General features: G+C 63.0%; 15 protein-coding genes. 13 read left to right on the top strand and 2 right to left on the bottom strand.

The window, feature by feature from the left end; genetic code table 11:
* Window positions 1–936, bottom strand: coding sequence for a substrate-binding domain-containing protein (locus JNO50_RS17570; protein WP_189534262.1), 936 nt, complete (start codon window positions 934–936; stop codon window positions 1–3).
* Window positions 937–1,308: 372 nt separating this feature from the next.
* On the opposite strand from JNO50_RS17570, the gene JNO50_RS17565 reads away from it, so the two are divergent.
* The 7 genes from JNO50_RS17565 (at window position 1,309) to JNO50_RS17535 (ending at window position 9,886) form a co-directional block, all read left to right on the top strand.
* A complete protein-coding gene (locus tag JNO50_RS17565) occupies window positions 1,309–2,940 on the top strand; it encodes an acyl-CoA synthetase (RefSeq protein WP_189534264.1) in 1,632 nt (543 codons plus the stop codon).
* Window positions 2,941–2,951: 11 nt separating this feature from the next.
* Complete coding sequence (locus JNO50_RS17560) at window positions 2,952–3,725, top strand: ABC transporter ATP-binding protein (protein WP_189534265.1); 774 nt, start codon at window positions 2,952–2,954, stop codon at window positions 3,723–3,725.
* Window positions 3,718–4,440, top strand: coding sequence for an ABC transporter ATP-binding protein (locus tag JNO50_RS17555; RefSeq protein ID WP_189534267.1), 723 nt, complete (start codon window positions 3,718–3,720; stop codon window positions 4,438–4,440). Before JNO50_RS17560 ends, JNO50_RS17555 begins: the two co-directional genes overlap by 8 nt.
* A gap of 55 nt (window positions 4,441–4,495) precedes the next feature.
* Window positions 4,496–5,689 (top strand): ABC transporter substrate-binding protein, encoded by a 1,194-nt coding sequence (locus tag JNO50_RS17550; protein ID WP_189534269.1) that lies wholly within the window; start codon window positions 4,496–4,498, stop codon window positions 5,687–5,689.
* A 73-nt stretch (window positions 5,690–5,762) separates the two neighbouring features.
* Window positions 5,763–6,668: a branched-chain amino acid ABC transporter permease gene (locus tag JNO50_RS17545; RefSeq protein WP_189534270.1), complete on the top strand. Its 906-nt coding sequence runs from the start codon at window positions 5,763–5,765 to the stop codon at window positions 6,666–6,668.
* Window positions 6,669–6,670: 2 nt separating this feature from the next.
* Window positions 6,671–7,672, top strand: coding sequence for a branched-chain amino acid ABC transporter permease (locus tag JNO50_RS17540; RefSeq protein WP_189534273.1), 1,002 nt, complete (start codon window positions 6,671–6,673; stop codon window positions 7,670–7,672).
* 60 nt (window positions 7,673–7,732) lie between these two features.
* Complete coding sequence (locus JNO50_RS17535; RefSeq protein WP_189534275.1) at window positions 7,733–9,886, top strand: 3-hydroxybutyrate oligomer hydrolase family protein; 2,154 nt, start codon at window positions 7,733–7,735, stop codon at window positions 9,884–9,886.
* A gap of 3 nt (window positions 9,887–9,889) precedes the next feature.
* Here JNO50_RS17535 and JNO50_RS17530 read toward each other — a convergent pair whose 3' ends face one another.
* Window positions 9,890–11,299 carry a sigma-54 interaction domain-containing protein gene (locus JNO50_RS17530; protein ID WP_189534277.1) on the bottom strand — a complete coding sequence of 470 codons (1,410 nt, stop codon included), beginning with the start codon at window positions 11,297–11,299 and terminating at the stop codon, window positions 9,890–9,892.
* A gap of 386 nt (window positions 11,300–11,685) precedes the next feature.
* Between JNO50_RS17530 and rbsK the strand changes: the two genes are divergently transcribed.
* The 6 genes from rbsK to JNO50_RS17500 all read left to right on the top strand — a co-directional run bounded on the left by rbsK (window position 11,686) and on the right by JNO50_RS17500 (window position 17,540).
* Window positions 11,686–12,576: a ribokinase gene (gene rbsK, locus JNO50_RS17525; RefSeq protein WP_189534279.1), complete on the top strand. Its 891-nt coding sequence runs from the start codon at window positions 11,686–11,688 to the stop codon at window positions 12,574–12,576.
* Entirely contained in the window at window positions 12,573–12,971 is a 399-nt protein-coding gene (gene rbsD / locus JNO50_RS17520; protein ID WP_189534281.1) for a D-ribose pyranase, read from the top strand. The genes rbsK and rbsD overlap by 4 nt, the downstream gene beginning before the upstream one ends.
* Before the next feature lie 10 nt (window positions 12,972–12,981).
* Window positions 12,982–14,478, top strand: coding sequence for a sugar ABC transporter ATP-binding protein (locus JNO50_RS17515; protein ID WP_189534283.1), 1,497 nt, complete (start codon window positions 12,982–12,984; stop codon window positions 14,476–14,478).
* Window positions 14,479–14,495: 17 nt separating this feature from the next.
* Window positions 14,496–15,434 carry an ABC transporter permease gene (locus tag JNO50_RS17510; RefSeq protein WP_189534285.1) on the top strand — a complete coding sequence of 313 codons (939 nt, stop codon included), beginning with the start codon at window positions 14,496–14,498 and terminating at the stop codon, window positions 15,432–15,434.
* 61 nt (window positions 15,435–15,495) lie between these two features.
* The gene (rbsB, locus tag JNO50_RS17505; protein ID WP_189534287.1) at window positions 15,496–16,431 is read left to right on the top strand and encodes a ribose ABC transporter substrate-binding protein RbsB; all 936 of its coding nucleotides are present in this window, start codon (window positions 15,496–15,498) and stop codon (window positions 16,429–16,431) included.
* A 101-nt stretch (window positions 16,432–16,532) separates the two neighbouring features.
* Window positions 16,533–17,540 carry a LacI family DNA-binding transcriptional regulator gene (locus JNO50_RS17500; RefSeq protein ID WP_189534289.1) on the top strand — a complete coding sequence of 336 codons (1,008 nt, stop codon included), beginning with the start codon at window positions 16,533–16,535 and terminating at the stop codon, window positions 17,538–17,540.

Genomic DNA, 17,540 nt, shown 5'->3' with positions numbered 1-17,540 from the left:
TCATGCCTTTGTGACGAGTTGGACGGGGGTCTGGACAATGGAAGGCATATCGGGTTGCAAGAGCCGCTGCCGGACAGCATTGAGCGCCAGATCGATCGCATAGGCCGCCTGCAGTTCAGGGTGCTGATCCGCCGTGGCGATGACCTTTCGGGAGGCGAGCAATGGCCGGATGGCGGGGATGTTGTCGTAGCCGCCGATCAGGATTTTGCCGGTCAGATTGCGGGACTGAACCGCCTGGGCCGCGCCGATGGCCATGTTGTCGTTGCCGCACAGCAAGGCGGCGAGGCCCGGCGCGGCGTCAATCAATTCCAGGGCGGCCTGTTTGCCCCGCAAGGTATCCCAATAGCCCCAGCGCATGCCGGCGACCGCTATGTCCGCCGCGCGCAGCGCCTCGCGGAAGCCATCGCTGCGCGCCTTGGCATTGATGGATCCGGGCGCGCCTTCGATGAGTCCTGCCTTGCTGCCCGGTTTCAGTTGCCGGGCGACATATTCGGCGACGCTGCGCGCTCCCATGAAGTTGCTCGGCCCGACAAAGGGGATATTGACGCCGGCGCCGGCCAACGTCCTGTCATCGAGCTTGTTGTCCATGTTGATCACCAGCACGCCGGCCGCCATGGCTTTGAGCAGTGGAGGAACCATTGTCGTGGAGTCGGCCGGCACGATGATCAGGACATCGGCACGGCGCGTCAGCGCCTTGTGGATGAGAACCTCCTGCCCGCGCGTATCGGTCTCCTCCTGCACTCCATCCACTGTCAGCGTGTAGTCGGCTGTGCGCCTGGCATGGTGTCTGCGCGCGCCTTCGGCCATCAGCACGAAGAATTCGTTTTTCATTGACTTGAGAATCAGGGCGATGGAAGGCGCCTGTCCTGCCGGGCTGCGGCCCGACAGGGCCAGCAATCCGCTGGCGGCGGAACAGAGAAACAGTCTGCGATTCATCACGCTCTCCAGTCGGTCATGTCACAGCCTGTTTCACTATAGGACAGCACCGGAAAGGAGGCGGAGCCGTCGTGCTTCTGTGAAGAATCATGAAATTCCGGAAAAACGGACAAGTATTTCCGGAATGACGGACGTAGTGACTGGCGAATCCATGGACGTCTGGCTTGCCGCCTTGGCTGGTTGACCGGGCGATCGGACACTTTTCCCGGGATGAATCATTTGAAACCGGCATTCTTTCAGCTTTATTGAAATCATTGTTCAATGAATTCAATGGATTGAGTGTTTTTCGATGACGTTGGCACGGGGTTTGCAAGAAAGAGGGCGGTCAATGCCGGTTCCGATCCGGCAAGCACAAACAGGAGACCGTGCCAGATGGGCAATGCCTATGAACTTGGCCTCGACCGCAACCCGGCCAACTATGTTCCGCTGACTCCGATCACGTTTCTTGCGCGGGCCGCCCAGATCTGGCCCAACCACCCGTCCGTGATCCATGGTCGCCGCCGCTATGGCTGGGGCGACACCTTCGACCGCTGTCGCAGACTGTCTTCGGCTCTCGCCGCCCGGGGGATCGGGCGCGGCGACACGGTGGCGGTGCTGGCGCCGAACATTCCAGAAATGATCGAGGCGCACTTCGCCGTACCGATGACCGGCGCGGTGCTTAATACCATGAATTACCGGCTGGATGCGCGCACCCTGGCTTTCCAGCTGGACCACGGCGCGGCGAAAGCCTGGCTGGTGGACAGCGAATTCGCGCCGTTGGCGAAAGAGGCGTTGCAATTGGCCCGTTCCCGGCCCTTGCTGGTCGACATTGTCGACAGCGAGTACGACACGGGCGAGAGGCTTGGCGATCTGCTGTACGACGACCTTCTGGCCGAAGGAAGCCGCGATGCGCCATGGCTCAACCCGCGTGACGAATGGGATGCCATTTCGCTCAATTACACCTCGGGCACCACCGGCAATCCCAAAGGCGTGGTGTATCACCACCGGGGCGCTTATCTGAACGCCTTGTCCAATGCCCTGGCAACCGGCCTGACCCACGATACCGTCAAGCTGTGGTCCCTGCCGATGTTCCACTGCAACGGCTGGTGCTTTGTCTGGACGCTGGCCGCGGTGGGCGGAACGTCGGTTTGCCTGCGCAAGGTCGAGGCCGCCGCCATGTACCCGATGATCGCCGAGCATGGCGTCAATCTGATGTGCGGCGCCGCCGTAGTGCTGTCGATGTTCATCAACGCGCCCGCCGAGCTGCGACGCTTGTTTCCCCGTCCGGTGCACTTCAATGCCGCCGCCGCTCCGGTGCCGGTGCCGGTGATCCGCGCGGCCGAGGCGCTGGGCTTCAGGGTTCAGCACATGTACGGGCTGACCGAAACGTACGGCCCCTCCACGCTTTGTGTGTGGAAGCCGGAGTTCGACGGGCTGGACGAGGAGGCCAAGGCGAGCATTCTCAAGCGCCAGGGGGTGCGCTATCCAGTGCTCGAGGCGGTGAGTGTGCTCGATCCCGACTCCATGCAGCCGGTGGATGCGGATGGCGAAACGCTGGGGGAAGTGATGTTCCGCGGCAATATCGTCATGAAAGGCTATCTGAAAAACGAGCGGGCCACCGCCGAGGCGTTCGCCGGCGGCTGGTTCCACTCCGGCGATCTTGGGGTGCTGCATCCGGACGGATACATCGAGTTGAAGGACCGTTCCAAGGACATCATCATTTCCGGGGGCGAGAACATCCCGAGCCTCGAGATCGAGAGCGTGCTCTATCAGCACCCCGCAGTTCTGGAGGTGGCCGTGGTGGCCAAACCCGACTCGAAGTGGGGGGAGGTTCCGTGCGCTTACGTGTCCCTGAAAGACGGCGCGGCGCCGGTGACGGAAGCCGAACTGATCGCGTTCTGCCGCGAACGGTTGGCCGGTTACATGACCCCGAAGCAGGTGGTGTTCGGCGCCTTGCCGAAAACCTCCACCGGCAAGATCCAGAAATTCCTGCTGCGCGAAAAGTCGCGGCAGGGCGGCCAGTGACCGGAGCGCCCATGAACGAAAACATCATTCTCGAAACCCGCGACCTGGGCAAGTCGTTTCTCGGCTTTGCCGCCGTGAGCGGCGTCAATCTCACCGTCAGGCGCGGCAGTATCCATGCGTTGATCGGGCCGAATGGCGCGGGCAAGACCACGGTTTTCAATCTGTTGACCAAGTTCCTGCCCCCGAGCCAGGGCCGGGTCATTTACGACGGGGAAGACATCACTTCGCTCAAGCCCGCCGAGGTGGCGCTCAAGGGGTTGATCCGGTCCTTTCAGATCAGCGCGGTGTTTCCCGAGATGAGCGCGCTGGACAACGTGCGCGTGGCGCTGTTGAGGCTGGCCGGAGGAGGCCACCGTTTCTGGCGATCCGAGCGGGAGCTTGATGCGTTAACCGACGAGGCCATGGCGCTGCTCGACGACGTGGGCCTCGCGGATTTCTCTCATGTGCTGGCCGGCGAGCTGGCCTACGGCCGCAAGCGGGCGCTGGAAATCGCCACGACGCTCGCCTTGCGCCCGAAGCTGATGCTGCTTGACGAGCCGACCCAGGGCATGGGGATCGAAGACGTGGATCGGGTCACGGCGCTGATCCGCAAGGCGGCGCAAGGCCGCACCATCCTGATGGTGGAGCATAACCTGAAAGTCGTGTCGACCCTGGCCGACCGCATCACGGTGCTGGCGCGCGGCCAGGTGCTCAGCGAAGGCGACTACGCAACCGTATCCGCCGATCCCAAAGTCCGCGAAGCCTATCTTGGTGTGACGGCCGGCGAGGAGACCGCTCATGCGTGATGTGATCGATCATCAGGGCGAAATGCTGCGCGTGACGGGGCTGCACGCGTTTTACGGCGAGTCCCACATTCTGCACGGGATTGATCTTGCCGTGCATCGCGGCGAGATGGTGACTTTGCTCGGACGCAACGGGGCGGGACGGACGACGACGCTCAAGGCCATTCTCGGCCTGACCGGACGACGTTCCGGTTCGGTGATGATCAACGGCCGCGAGGCGGTCGGTCTGCCGACCCACAAAATCGCCCATCTTGGCGTGGGCTGGTGTCCGGAGGAGCGGGCGATTTTCGCGAGTCTGTCCGTCGAGGAAAACCTGCTGCTGCCGCCCCGGGTGCGCAGCGATGGCATGACGCTCGAGGAAATCTACGCCTTGTTCCCCAATCTGTGGGAACGGCGCGCGAGCCCCGGCACGCGTCTGTCCGGGGGCGAACAGCAGATGCTCGCGATGGCGCGCATCCTGCGCACCGGCGCCCGCCTGCTGCTGCTTGACGAAATCACCGAGGGACTCGCGCCCGTCATCGTCAAGAAGCTCGGCGAAAGCGTCCGTCTTCTCAAGGAGCGCGGTTACACCATCGTGCTCGTCGAACAGAACTTCCACTTCGCCGCGACCATCGCCGACCGCCATTACGTGATCGAGCACGGGCAGGTGGTCGATGTGGTGGAAGCCGCCGACTTGTCGGCTAGCCAGGCGCGGCTGGACCGCTATCTCGGCGTATAGCCGGGGTTCCGCGTTTTTTGTCATGTATCGCATCACAACAACGGAGAGACACACCATGCATGCACGATTGACAACTCTGGCCCTTGCCTGCGCCATGACGGCCCCCGCTTTGGCTTCGGCGGCCGGCGGTCCTCTCAAGATCGGCATTCTGACCGACATGTCGGGAGTCTATGCCGGCGTCGGCGGCAAGGGATCGGTGATCGCCGCCGAGATGGCCGCGGCCGATTTTGGTGGCAAAGTGCTCGGACGCCCGATCCAGATCGTATTCGCCGACCACCAGAACAAGGCCGATATCGGGGTGGGCAAGGCGCGCGAATGGTTCGATACCCAGGGCGTGGCGATGATCAACGACCTGACCAACTCGGGTGTCGGTATCGCCGTGCAGCGCCTCGGCACCGAGAAAAAGCGCGTGACCATCAATAACGGCGCCGGTTCCACCGCGCTGACCAACAAGGAGTGCGGCCCCTACGGTGTGCATTACGCCTATGACACCTACGCGCTGGCCAAGGGCACGGCCACGGCCCTGATGAAGCAGGGGCAGGGGTCGTGGTTTTTCCTGCAGGCCGATTACGCGTTCGGGCAATCCTTGCAAAATGACGCCGCGAACATCGTTACCGCGATGGGCGGCAAGGTACTCGGTACCGTCAAGCACCCGTTGTCCACCACCGATTTTTCATCCTACCTCTTGCAGGCCCAGAACTCCGGTGCCCGGGTCGTGGGTCTTGCCAACGCCGGCGGCGATTTTGTCAACGCGGTGAAGCAGGCCAAGGAATTCGGACTGAAGCAGACACTGGTCGGGCTGCTGGTGTTCGATACCGATGTCAAGGCGCTGGGACTCGCCACGGCGCAGGGCATGAAGTTCACCACCGCCTATTCCTGGGAGCTCAATCCCGAAATGGAGGCGTTCGGCAAGAAATTCTTCGCCAAGGCCGGCTTCATGCCGAACATGACCCAGGCCGGGGTGTATTCGTCGACGATGCATTACCTGAACTCGGTGAAGGCGGCGGGTACGGACGAGGCGGATGCCGTGATGAAGAAAATGCGCGCCATGCCGATCAACGACTTTTTCGCGAAAAAAGGGGTGATCCGGGCCGACGGGCGCATGGTGCACGACATGTACCTGGTCGAGGTGATCAAGCCGTCCGAATCCAAGGGGCCGTGGGATCAGCTCAAGCTCGTGGCGACCATCTCCGGCGATACGGCGTTCAAGCCGCTGTCGGCCAGCGAGTGTCCGCTGATCAAGAAGTAAGGATGCGTTCCGTTTCCCCCTTTCGCGCAAAGGGGGAATCCGATTTGCCTTGCCGTTTTTTTAAGGTCGAGACATGGATATCTCCCTTTCGTCCGTGCTGTCGCAGATCATGCTCGGGCTCAATAACGGGGCGTTCTACGCCTTGCTCAGCCTCGGACTCGCCGTGATTTTCGGTATGCTCAATGTGGTCAATTTCGCTCATGGCGCGTTTTACATGCTGGGAGCTTTCGTGGCGCTGATCGGGCTGGATTATCTGCCCAGGCTGTTGGGCAGCGAAGCGTTCGGACTGGGATTCTGGCCGGCGCTCGTCGTCGCTCCGGTGCTGGTCGGCCTCATCGGCGTCGCGGTCGAAAAAACCATGCTGCGGCGTTTGTATCAGGTCGATCATCTGTACGGATTGCTGCTGACATTCGGCCTCGCGCTGATTTTCGAGGGGGTGTTCACCAACTACTTCAATGTGGCGGGCGAACCCTATGGCGGCAAGCCCCCCATTCTGGACGGCGCCGTCAATCTTGGTTTCATGTTCTTTCCGCGTTACCGGCTGTTTTCCATCGCGCTGTCGCTCGCGGTGTGCCTCGCCGTATGGTTCGTGATTGAACGCACCCGGCTTGGCAGCTACCTGCGCGCCGGCACGGAAAACCCCGATGTGGCGCGCGCTTTCGGCATCGATGTGCCGATGTTGCGCAGCCTGACGTATTTTCTCGGGGTGGCGCTGGCGGGACTGGCCGGGGTGGTCGCGGCGCCGATCTACTCGGTCAGCCCGAAAATGGGCGCCGATCTGATCATCGTGGTCTTTGCCGTGGTGGTGATCGGCGGCATGGGATCCATCATGGGCGCTATCCTGACCGGCTTGGCGCTGGGCTTGATCGAAGGTACGGTGAAAGTCTTTTACCCGCCTCTGGCCAATACGGTGATCTTCATTGTCATGGCGCTGGTGCTGCTGTGGCGTCCGACCGGCCTTTTCGGCAAGGAGATTTGACCATGGCCATCGTGGTTTCCGACAAACCTCCCCGCCAGGATCCGAAAGTGAACACACTGAACTCCCCCTATCTGCCGTGCTTCCTTGCCTTGGCTCTGGGCGTCGTGGCACCCTTTTTCCTGTACCCCGTCTTTGTCATGGAATTGATGTGCTTCGCGCTGTTCGCGGGGGCCTTCAATCTCTTGTTGGGGTTCGGCGGACTGCTCAGTTTCGGCCACGCCTGCTTCTTTGGCAGCGCGGCCTATCTGTGCGGTCATGCGCTCAAGGTCTGGGGCTTTCCTCCGGAGGCCGGCATTCTTCTTGGCACCGCCGGGGCGGGGGTGCTGGGGCTGGCCATCGGAGCGGTCGCCATCCGCCGCCAGGGCATCTATTTCGCCATGGTGACGCTGGCGCTCGCCCAGATCGTGTTTTTCACCTGCCTGCAGTTGCCGCAAAGCGGCGGGGAAGACGGTTTGCAGGGAATTCCTCGCGGCAGTCTGTTCGGTGTGGTGGATTTGGCGGCCACAGTGGATCTGGGCTACGGGCCGATGCCGCTCGCGCTTTACGCCTTTGTGCTCGCGGTGACCTGCGCCGGACACTGGCTGATCTGGCGCACGGTGCATTCCCCTTTCGGCAAGGCGCTCAAGGCCATCCGGGAAAATGAAGCGCGCGCCCTGTCGCTGGGTTACCGGGTGGACGCCTACAAGCTGACCGCTTTCGTGCTCTCCGCGGCGCTGTCGGGCCTCGCCGGCTCGACCAAGGCTCTGGTCGTCGGGCTTGCATCGCTGAGCGACGTGTCCTGGCACATGTCCGGCGAAGTCGTTTTGATGACCTTGCTGGGTGGCATGGGGACGCTGCTCGGTCCGGTGGTGGGGGCGGTGCTTGTCGTGACCCTGCACCACGAGCTGTCCTCTCTGGGGTCCTGGGTGACCGTGACCATCGGCACCATTTTCGTGTTGTGCGTGATGGCGTTCCGTCGCGGCATCGTCGGCGAGATCGTCCATCGTATGAAACGCAGTTTCTGATCGCCGGGACGTGGGCCGTTCCGGCCAACCTTCCATCGCAAGGATCAGGAGACGAAACTCATGCTTATTTTGACGAAACAGGCGGGACCCCTGCTGTTCTGGCCGGCGGCGCTGACGGCGGCGGGACTGCTGTCGGCGTGCGGCAGTTCCGGCGCGTCCAATAGCACGGAAAATACCAAGCCTTCCTGGTTGGGTACCGTGACGCAGAAATCCTATGACGGCCGCAGCGACGATCTGCTGACCGCGGGCCTTGGCAAAAGTGGGCTGAGCGGAACGGTGCCGACATACGCCGATCCGCTCAATCCCACTGCGGCCGAATTGCGCCGCACGGCGATTTATTACAATTACCGGGCGTTGGTCGACATGACGACGACCGGTGGATATGGAAGTCTGTACGGTCCCAATATCGATATCAACGGCCAGGACACGCTGGGAGAGGGAATGGTCGCCGGCGAGGAGTATCTCGCTTTCGCGGATGACGGATCCGGACAGCAGAATGTGACGTTGATGGTGCAGTTGCCGGCGAGCTTCAACCGGGCGTCGCCTTGCGTTGTCACGGCGACGTCGCCGGGTTCCCGGGGTGTCTACGGAGCGATTGCCGCGTCGGGCGAATGGGGCCTCAAGCATGGCTGCGCGGTGGCTTATACCGACAAGGGCGGCGGCGTCGGTGTGCATGACCTGATGTCCGATACGGTCAACCTGATCGACGGGACCCGTTCCGCGCGGCAGACGGCGGGAAAAAAGGCCAATTTCGCCAGTGCGCTGGCCGGCGCCGATCTTGCGGCGTTCAACGCCGCGTACCCCGGCCGTCAGGCCGTCAAGCACGCGCACTCCGGCCAAAACCCGGAAAAAAACTGGGGCCGGGATACCCTGCGCGCGGTCGAGTTCGCCTTCTGGGTGCTCAACGAAAAATACGGCGGCAAAACCGCCAGCGGCAAACGGCTGGCGGATTATGCGCTGCCCGGCAAGGTGCTGGTGATCGCCTCCAGCGTATCCAACGGAGCGGGATCCGCGTTAAGAGCGGTCGAAGCGGACACCAAAGGGTTGATCAGCGCGGTGGCGGTCAGTGAACCGCAAATTCAGCCGGATGACATGACGGGACTGGCGATCGTTCAGGGGGGGCGCCCACAGAGTGCCATCGGCAAGTCTCTGATCGATTACTTCACCGCGGCGAATCTGTATCAGCCTTGCGCCGCGCAATCCCCGAACCTTGCCGGCTCGGGTTCCGCCTATCCTGTCGCCCTGAACACGGCGACGGCGACCGATCGCTGCGCCAGCCTCGCCGCCAAGGGCCTGGTCAGCGGTGCGACGCTTTCCGATCGGTCGACCGATGCCTACAACAAGCTGCTCGCCGCCGGCTGGACACCCGATGCCGATGCGCTGCATGCCAGTCATTACGGACTGGGCGCGACACTGGGCGTGGCGCTGACCTATGCCAATGCCTACGGACGCTTCGCGGTGAGCGACAATCTGTGCGGTTACAGTTTTGCGTTCACGGGCACCGGCGGCGTGGTCATCGCGCCGCCGGCGGACCGGTTGGCGGGCATATACGGTACGGCGAATGGCGTGCCGCCGACCGGCGGGATTTCTGTTATCAACAATCTGTCCTATGGCGGGGCGTTGGCCGATCCTGTTTCGGTGTCCCCGTCGACGCAACTGGCCGACTACAACATCGACGGCGCGATCTGCCTGCGCAAGCTCGCCACGGGCGTCGACCCGGTCACGGGCGCGGCGTTGACCGGTAACGAGAAACTGCTGGCGGACCGGGTGGCGCAAGGCGTGAGCGAAGTCAAGGCGACAGGGCGGCTGCACGGAGTGCCGGGCATCATCGTGGCCGGCCGTTCCGATGCGCTGATTCCCGTCAACCATGGCGCGCGCGCCTATTACGCGCTCAATCAGCAACGGGACGGCGCCGCCAGCAGGCTGCGTTATATCGAGGTGACGCACGCCCAGCATTTCGACGGGTTTTTGTCCTTGCCGGGTTTTCCTACGCGCTTCATCCCACTGCATGTTTACGGTCAACGCGCGCTGGATGCGGTATGGGCGTTCATGAAGAACGGCGCGCCCTTGCCGCAGAGCCAGGTGGTGCGCACCACGGTTCGCTCGAGCTCCGGCGAGACCCTGACGGCCGCCAACCTGCCCGCGCCGGTCGCCTCTCCGGCGGCCGCGGAGGCCATCGTGTTCCGGAATGGGCGGTTGAACGTTCCTGATTGACGGTTAGCGGAGGCCATGCGCCGCCAGTTTCTCGTACAGGGTGGCGCGTCCGAGTCCCAGCAGGCGCGCCGCTTCGGTCTTGTTGCCCGAAGCGGCCGCCAGCGCGTCGATCAATGCCTCGCGCTCGGCCCGGGCCAGGGTGTCGGCGAGCGGGCGGACTGGCTGCGCGCGCCGCGCCCCTGGAGCGAAGTCGGCGAGCGTCAGTTCGTTGTGGTCGGATAGCATCGATGCCTGCTCCAGCGCATTGCGCAACTGGCGGATATTTCCCGGCCAAGGCTGCTGTGTCAGCCAGTCGAGCGCCGGGGGGCTGAGGCTGCGGCGCGGATAGCCGCAACGTTTGCCGATTTCTTCGAGCATGGTTCTGGCGAGGAGCGGAATGTCCCCGATGCGTTGCCTGAGCGGCGGCAATTCGATGGGCAGGACATTGAGGCGGTAATACAGATCGGCCCGGAACTGCCCGGCCTCCACCATGGCCCCCAGATCACGGCTGGTGGCCGCGATCACCCTCACGTCGATTTTCTCCAGAGCATTGCTGCCCAGCGGTTCGATCTCCTGTTCCTGCAACACCCTCAACAACTTGGCCTGCAACGCCAAGGGCATGTCCCCGATCTCGTCGAGGAACAGCGTGCCGCCGTGGGCAACCTTGAATTTGCCCTCCCTGCCGCGCCGGTCGGCTCCGGTGTACGCTCCCGGCGCCGCCCCGAAAAACTCCGCTTCGAGCAGCGTCTCAGGAATGGCGGCGACATTGAGCGCGACGAAAGGCTTGTTGGTGCGCAGACTGTCGGCATGAATGGCCTGGGCCAGCAATTCCTTGCCGGTGCCGGTTTCTCCCAGCAGCAGAACGGTGGTGTCAAGATCGGCCGCGCGCCGCGCCAGGGTTTTCATGCGCAGGCAGGCCGGGCTTTGTCCGATGATGTCTTTCAAGGTGTAGCGGGCCTGGCGCTGCTGGTTGCGGGGTTGCCGACTCTTGCCCAGTGTCGCCTGCAACAGATCGAACTTGTCGACCATCGGTTTGAGCGGCTCCCACGTTTCGTACAGCAGGATGCCCGCCGCGCCCTGGATCTGGCCATCCTCATTGAGGATCGGCAGCCGGGTCACGACAAATGTTTTATCCCGGTAACGCATGAAATCGAGCAGCAGGGGCTGGCCGGTGCCGATGACTTCCGGCAGACGGGTTTCCGGGAGTAATTGCCGCACGTCCTGGCCGATGGCTTCCAGTGGAGTGGCAAGACCCAGTAATTGGGCGTAACTGCGGCTCAGCCAGACCACGCGGGCATCGCGGTTGATCACGATAGCGCCGGGCAACTGCTTTTCGAAGAGATCGAAGCATACCTGGCGCAGGACGCTTTCCAGCTCTTCGCCACGGGCCGGGCTGATGGCCAGACCGCCTGGAAGCGAGGAAGAAGTGATCATGGGTGCTTAATGCCGATGGGATGATTGAATCTATGACAAAACGCAGTGCAGCAGCAAGGCTTGCCGCGTCGGACCGTGGAAGGGGGGTCGGGACGGCTGTCCGCGCCACGGGCTTCTGGCAGGTTTGCACGATCATGATTAGAAATCTTTACATAAAGAGACTACAGAACACGCTGTCAGTTTGGGGGAAACCCGGGTTTTGGGATGGAATCGATGAGGATTTGTCGTATTTTAATCTCTTCACGTAGTGCATAAATTACAAAATTTGGCGTATTTCCTTGGCCGCAGACCCCGTCCTCTGATATAAGTTGCGCAGTGCTGATTACGTTTTAGCTAACGATTCGGATCTGTCCCGGCCTGTGCCGGGGCATGGAAGGAGGAAAACCATGACCCGTGTACTGGTAGTGGGCAGCATCAATATGGATCTGGTCGTCAGGACCGGGAGCTTTCCACGGCTCGGCGAAACCTTGCTGGGCGAGGCGTTCGCGACGTATCCGGGCGGCAAGGGCGCCAACCAGGCCGTGGCCGCCGCCCGGCTCGGGGCGAGTGTCAGTCTGATCGGTTGCGTGGGCAACGATGCCTTTGGCGACACCTTGCTCGCCGGACTTGCCAGCGAGGGCGTCGATACGCGCTGGATCAGCCGTGTGACCGAAGCGACCGGGGTGGCCATGATCACCGTCTGCGGCGCGGACAACGCGATCATCGTGGTTCCCGGCGCCAATCATGCCCTGACGCCGGCGCACCTTGATGCCGCCGGGCAGGCGTTCGCCGATGCGGATATCGTTCTTGCCCAACTGGAAGTCCCGAGGGAGACGGTCGAGCATGCGGCGCGGCTGGCTGAGAAATACGGCAAGCCGTTTGTTCTGAACCCGGCGCCGGCCATGCCGCTGTCCGAGGCGCTGCTGTCGCGCGTGAGTCTGCTGACCCCCAATGAATATGAGCTGTCCGTGGCGCTGGGCGGGGCGGAAGACGACTGGCCGGCGTTGCTGGCGCGTCTGCCCGGACGGGCCGTCATGACCCGTGGCAAGGAGGGCGCCTGTTTCGTTGCGAGCGACGGAACGCTGCGCCACCAGCCGGGGTATGAGGTCACCGCAGTGGACAGCACCGGCGCCGGCGACACTTTCAATGGCGCGCTGGCCACCTTCCTGCCGCTCGGCCTTGCCGAGGCGGTGCGCAGGGCCAATGCCGCCGGCGCGTTGTCCGTTACCCGGCCAGGCGCGCAAGGCGGCATGCCCGAGCTCGATCAATTGACAGGTTTTCTGGAGCGGCAACCATGAAAAAATTGGGTCATCTGAATCGCGATATCGCGCGCGTCCTCGCCGGTATGGGACATACCGACAGTCTGGTGATCGCCGATTGCGGTCTGCCCATTCCGCCGGGCGTCGAATGCATCGACCTTTCCTTCGGTCGGGGAAATCCGGGGTTTCCGGAGGTGCTGGACAGTATCCTCGCCGATTTTCAGTGCGAACGAGCACTGTTCGCCGAGGAGTGCCGGGGCAGTAACCCGGCGGTGACGGGACTGGCGGAAGATCTTGGGAACGACGGTGTGCAGGTTGAGTATGTGAGTCACGAGCTGTTCAAGGAGCGGTGCCGGCAGGCCCGGGTGGTTATTCGCACCGGCGAATGTACTCCGTATGCCAATGTTATTTTATACTCTGGTGTGATTTTCTGAGGAGGCGTCGATGAATGTCCAGATGCGAGGCATCAGCAAGGCCTTCGGCCCGGTGCATGTCCTCGAGACCGTGGATTTTTCCATCAAAGGCGGGGAAATTCATGCCTTGATGGGAGAGAACGGCGCCGGCAAATCGACCTTGATGAAAATTCTCAGCGGCGTGTACCGCGCCGATGCCGGCGAGATTCTGGTCGATGGCGAGGCGGCCACGATCCGTTCCACGCGGCAGGCGGAACAACGCGGTATTGCCATCATTCATCAGGAATTGAACCTGATCCCGCAGTTGTCCGTGATGGAGAATCTGTTCCTTGGTCGCGAGCCGGCACGCTTTGGGGTGATCGACCGCAAGGCGATGCGCAAGGCGGCGCAGAGCCGGCTCAACGCCCTTGGTGTGGGGCATATCGATCCGGAAACCGAAGCCGGGCTGTTGTCGATCGGCCAGCAGCAGATGGTGGAAATCGCCCGGGCCCTGGCCATGGATGCCCGGATCCTGATCATGGACGAGCCCACTGCGGCGCTGACCGAGAGGGAAATCGACACCCTGTTCGCGTTGATGCGGACGCTCCGGGAGCAGGGTGTGGGCATCGTCTATGTCTCGCATCGCATGGAGGAGATTTTCCGGATCTGCGATGCGATCAGCGTACTGCGCGACGGGCGTTTTGTTGGCGAGCGGCGTATCGCGGAGACGGATTTCGACGAGGTGGTGCGGCTGATGGTCGGTCGCGAGATCAAGGACCGCTTCCCCAGACGCGATACGGTGCCCCGCTCGGTGCGCCTGCGCGTCGAGGGACTGTCCGACGGTGAGCAGATTTCCGATATCTCGTTCGAAGTGAAAGCCGGCGAGGTGCTGGGGGTCGCCGGCCTGATGGGCGCCGGGCGCAGCGAAATCCTCAAGACCCTGTTTGGCGTCAAGCGACGCCGCGCCGGGCGTATCTGGCTCGACGGCGAACCGCTGGACGTGAAGCGCCCGGGCGATGCGATCACCGCGGGGTTGGCCTTCGTGACCGAGGACCGCAAAGGGCAGGGGCTGGTGCTGGGCATGTCCGTCCGGGAGAACGCGACGCTCGTGCATCTTGGCCGTTTTGCCCGCGCCGGTGTCATCGCGGCGCGCAAGGAGACGCGGGCCGTCGCCGGACTGATCGAACAGTTGCGCATCCGCACGCGGGACGCCGAGCTCGATGTCAAATCCCTTTCCGGGGGCAACCAGCAAAAGGTGGTGTTCGCCAAATGGCTGAGCGTGCCGCCCAAGGTGCTGTTGCTGGACGAGCCGACCCGCGGGGTGGACGTCGGCGGCAAAGCCGAGATCTATCACATCATCAATGAACTGGCCGCCGCGGGTGTCGCCATCGTCATGGTGTCGTCCGAATTGCCGGAGGTACTGGCCATGAGCGATCGCATTCTCGTCATTCACGAAGGCCGTGGCGCGGGCCTGTTCGAGGCCGCGGGCGCGACCCAGGAAAGCATCATGGCCGCCGCCGCGGGCGGGGCCGGCCGAAACGCGGCGTAATTGCAAGAAAGACCATCATGACTCCAAAACAGAAAGCCACGCTGCAGCGCCTCGGCCCGTTTCTCGCCCTGATCGCGGTGGCGGTAGGGCTGGCGGTGCTCAGTCCCGATTTCCTGACCATGGGAAACCTGCTCAACGTGATGCGGCAGGTCTCGATCAACGCCCTGATCGCCTTTGGCATGACCCTGGTGATCCTGCTGGGCGGCATCGACTTGTCCGTGGGCTCCATGCTCGCCCTGTCCTCGGTCGGCATCGCCAGTCTGATCCGCGCCGGTCTCGACCCGATGCTGGCCACGCTGCTCGGTGTGCTGGCCGGCGCCTTGATGGGGCTGTTCAACGGGCTGGTGATCAGCAAGGGCAAAGTGGCGCCGTTCATCGCCACGCTGGCGTCGATGACCATTTTGCGCGGCCTGTCGCTGGTGGTGTCCAACGGCAGCCCGATCACCGGTTTTGACAGCCCGGCCTTCTCGATGCTGGGTGGCGGTTATGTGGGCGGTTTCGTTCCGGTGCCGGTGGTGTGGATGCTGCTCATGTTCGCGCTGTTCTGGTTTGTCCTGAAAAAAACCGTCTTCGGTCGGCATGTGTACGCCACCGGCGGCAATGAAGAGTCCGCCCGATTGTCCGGCGTACGGGTGGATCGGATAAAGCTGTGGGTGTATACCGTTTCCGGCGCGATGTCGGCGATGGCCGGCGTGATTCTGACGTCGCGCCTCAATTCCGCGCAACCGACCGCGGGAACCGGTTATGAACTGGACGCTATCGCGGCGGTGGTGCTGGGCGGCACGAGCCTGACCGGTGGCCGCGGGTGGATTTTCGGGACGCTGGTCGGCGCGCTGCTGATCGGTGTGCTGAACAACGGTCTTAATCTGCTGGGCGTATCGTCGTTTTACCAGCAGGTCATCAAGGGTGTGGTCATTTTGCTGGCGGTGCTGATCGACCGCGGCAGCAAAAAATAAGCGGCGCTCCCGGCCAGGCCGGGAAACGCCAAAACGTTGTCCGTTAACTTGGGAGTCTTGCATGAAACGCTTTATGTCCCCGCTGCTTGCCAGTCTCGTCGCCCTGAGTCTTGCCGCGTGCTCCAAACAGGGCCCGGATTCCGCGCCGGCCGATGCCAGCGCCCCCGCCGCCGCCTCCGGCGGCATCACCGTGGGCCTGGCGGTGTCTACCCTCAACAATCCGTTCTTCGTGTCCTTGCGCGATGGCGCGGCCGAAGCGGCGAAGAAAGAAGGCGTCACCCTCATCACCGTGGATGCCCAGGATGACCCGGCCAAGCAGCAGGCCAGTGTCGAAGACCTGATCCAGAAGAAGGTCAACGTGATCCTGATCAATCCGACCGACTCGTCGGCGGTGGCCAACGTGGTGAAAGAAGCCACCGGCAAGGGCATCAAGGTGATTTCGCTCGACCGCAGCGTCAATGGCGCCGAAGTGAGCGCCCATATCGCCTCCGACAATGTGGCCGGCGGCAAGATGGCCGGCGAGTTCCTGTTGGAGAAGCTGGGCGGCAAGGGCCGTATCGTCGAGCTTGAAGGGATCGCCGGCTCCTCCGCGGCTCGCGAGCGCGGCGAGGGATTCCACAAGGTGGTCGACGGCAAGGCCGACGTCAAGCTCGTGGCCAAGCAGCCCGCCGATTTCGATCGCGCCAAGGGTCTGTCCGTGATGGAAAACATCATCCAGGGTAACAAGGACATCCAGGGCGTGTTCGCGCACAACGACGAAATGGCGCTGGGCGCGCTCAAGGCCATCCAGGCGGCCGGACTGAAGAATGTTGTGGTCGTGGGCTTCGATGCCACCCAGGACGCCGTCGCCGCGGTCAAATCCGGTTCGCTGGCCGCGACCGTGCAGCAGCAGCCGCAACTGATCGGCCGTTACGGTGTGGAAACCGCCAAGAAACTGGTCGAAGGCAAGACCGTGGACAAGTTCATCCCGGTTCCGCTCAATCTGGTCAAGCAGTAAGCCGTATGAAATACTGACGCCGTTTTGGACTATCCGGCGCGGCCTTTCGGCTGCGCCGGGCCGGCCCGGGCTCGTCCCGCTCCGGTTCACGGAGTGATTGTGTGACAGCTTTCAAGCGTCTGACCATCGACGATATCGCGCGTCTGGCTCAAGTGTCGCGCACGACGGCCAGCATGGTGCTCAACGGACATGCCGAGCGTTACCGCATTTCCCGCGCGACGGTGGAGCGTGTCGAGCGCATCGCCCGCGAACAGCATTTCAACCCTTCCCAGTCGGCCCGTTCGCTGCGCAGCCGACGCAGCAATTCGATCGGCCTTGTCATCCCGGATCTGACCAACTCGGCGCATGCCGCCCTGGCCCAGTCCATGGAGTCCTTGTGCCGTGAATGCGATCATCAACTGGTACTGGTGACCAGCGACGAGGATCCCGTCCGGGAAACCGAGGGCATGGCCCATCTGGTTTCGCGCCAGGTCGACGGCATGGTCGTCGTGCCGTGCAGCGGCGACGCCGGGCAGTACCAGCCATGGCTCAAGCGTTTGCCGCTGGTGTTCGCCGACCGGCGGATCGATGCCCAGCCGGTTCCTTCCGCGGTGACCGACGCCACGGGGATCGTCGCCGAGCTGATCGGTGAAAAGCTGGCTTCCGGCGTGAGCGAAGTGGTGTTTTTCGGTGGGCAGCCGGATCTGTCCGCCAGTGGCGATCGTCTCGCCGGTTATCGTCAGGCGTTGGCGGCCCACGGCATCGCCGAGCGCGGCGACTGGGTATTCCAGCACGATTTCCAGCGCGAGTCCGGTTATGCCATGATGAAAAACTGGTACCAGTCTCACGGGCGTTATCCGGAAGCCCTGTTCACGGCGTCCATCACCCTGCTCGAGGGGGCTCTCGCGTTTATCAGCGATACGCACGCGCTACGGGAGGCGCCCGGTTGCCTGATGACATTCGACGATCATCCTTTGCTCGACTGCCTACCGCTGCGGATCGATGCCATCGTGCAGGACAGCATGGCGCTCGCGCGCGCGTCGCTCGATCAGGTGTTCGCCCTGCTCGCAGGAATCGAGCTGGGCGATGGCGCCGTACGGGTTCCCGCCAGCCTGCACCGGCGCCAGTGA

Origin of the sequence: Paludibacterium paludis (genome assembly GCF_018802605.1) — a bacterium.
GTDB lineage: Bacteria > Pseudomonadota > Gammaproteobacteria > Burkholderiales > Chromobacteriaceae > Paludibacterium > Paludibacterium paludis.
Note: the sequence above shows the minus strand (reverse complement) of the source record. Positions and strands in the feature narration are given on the sequence as shown.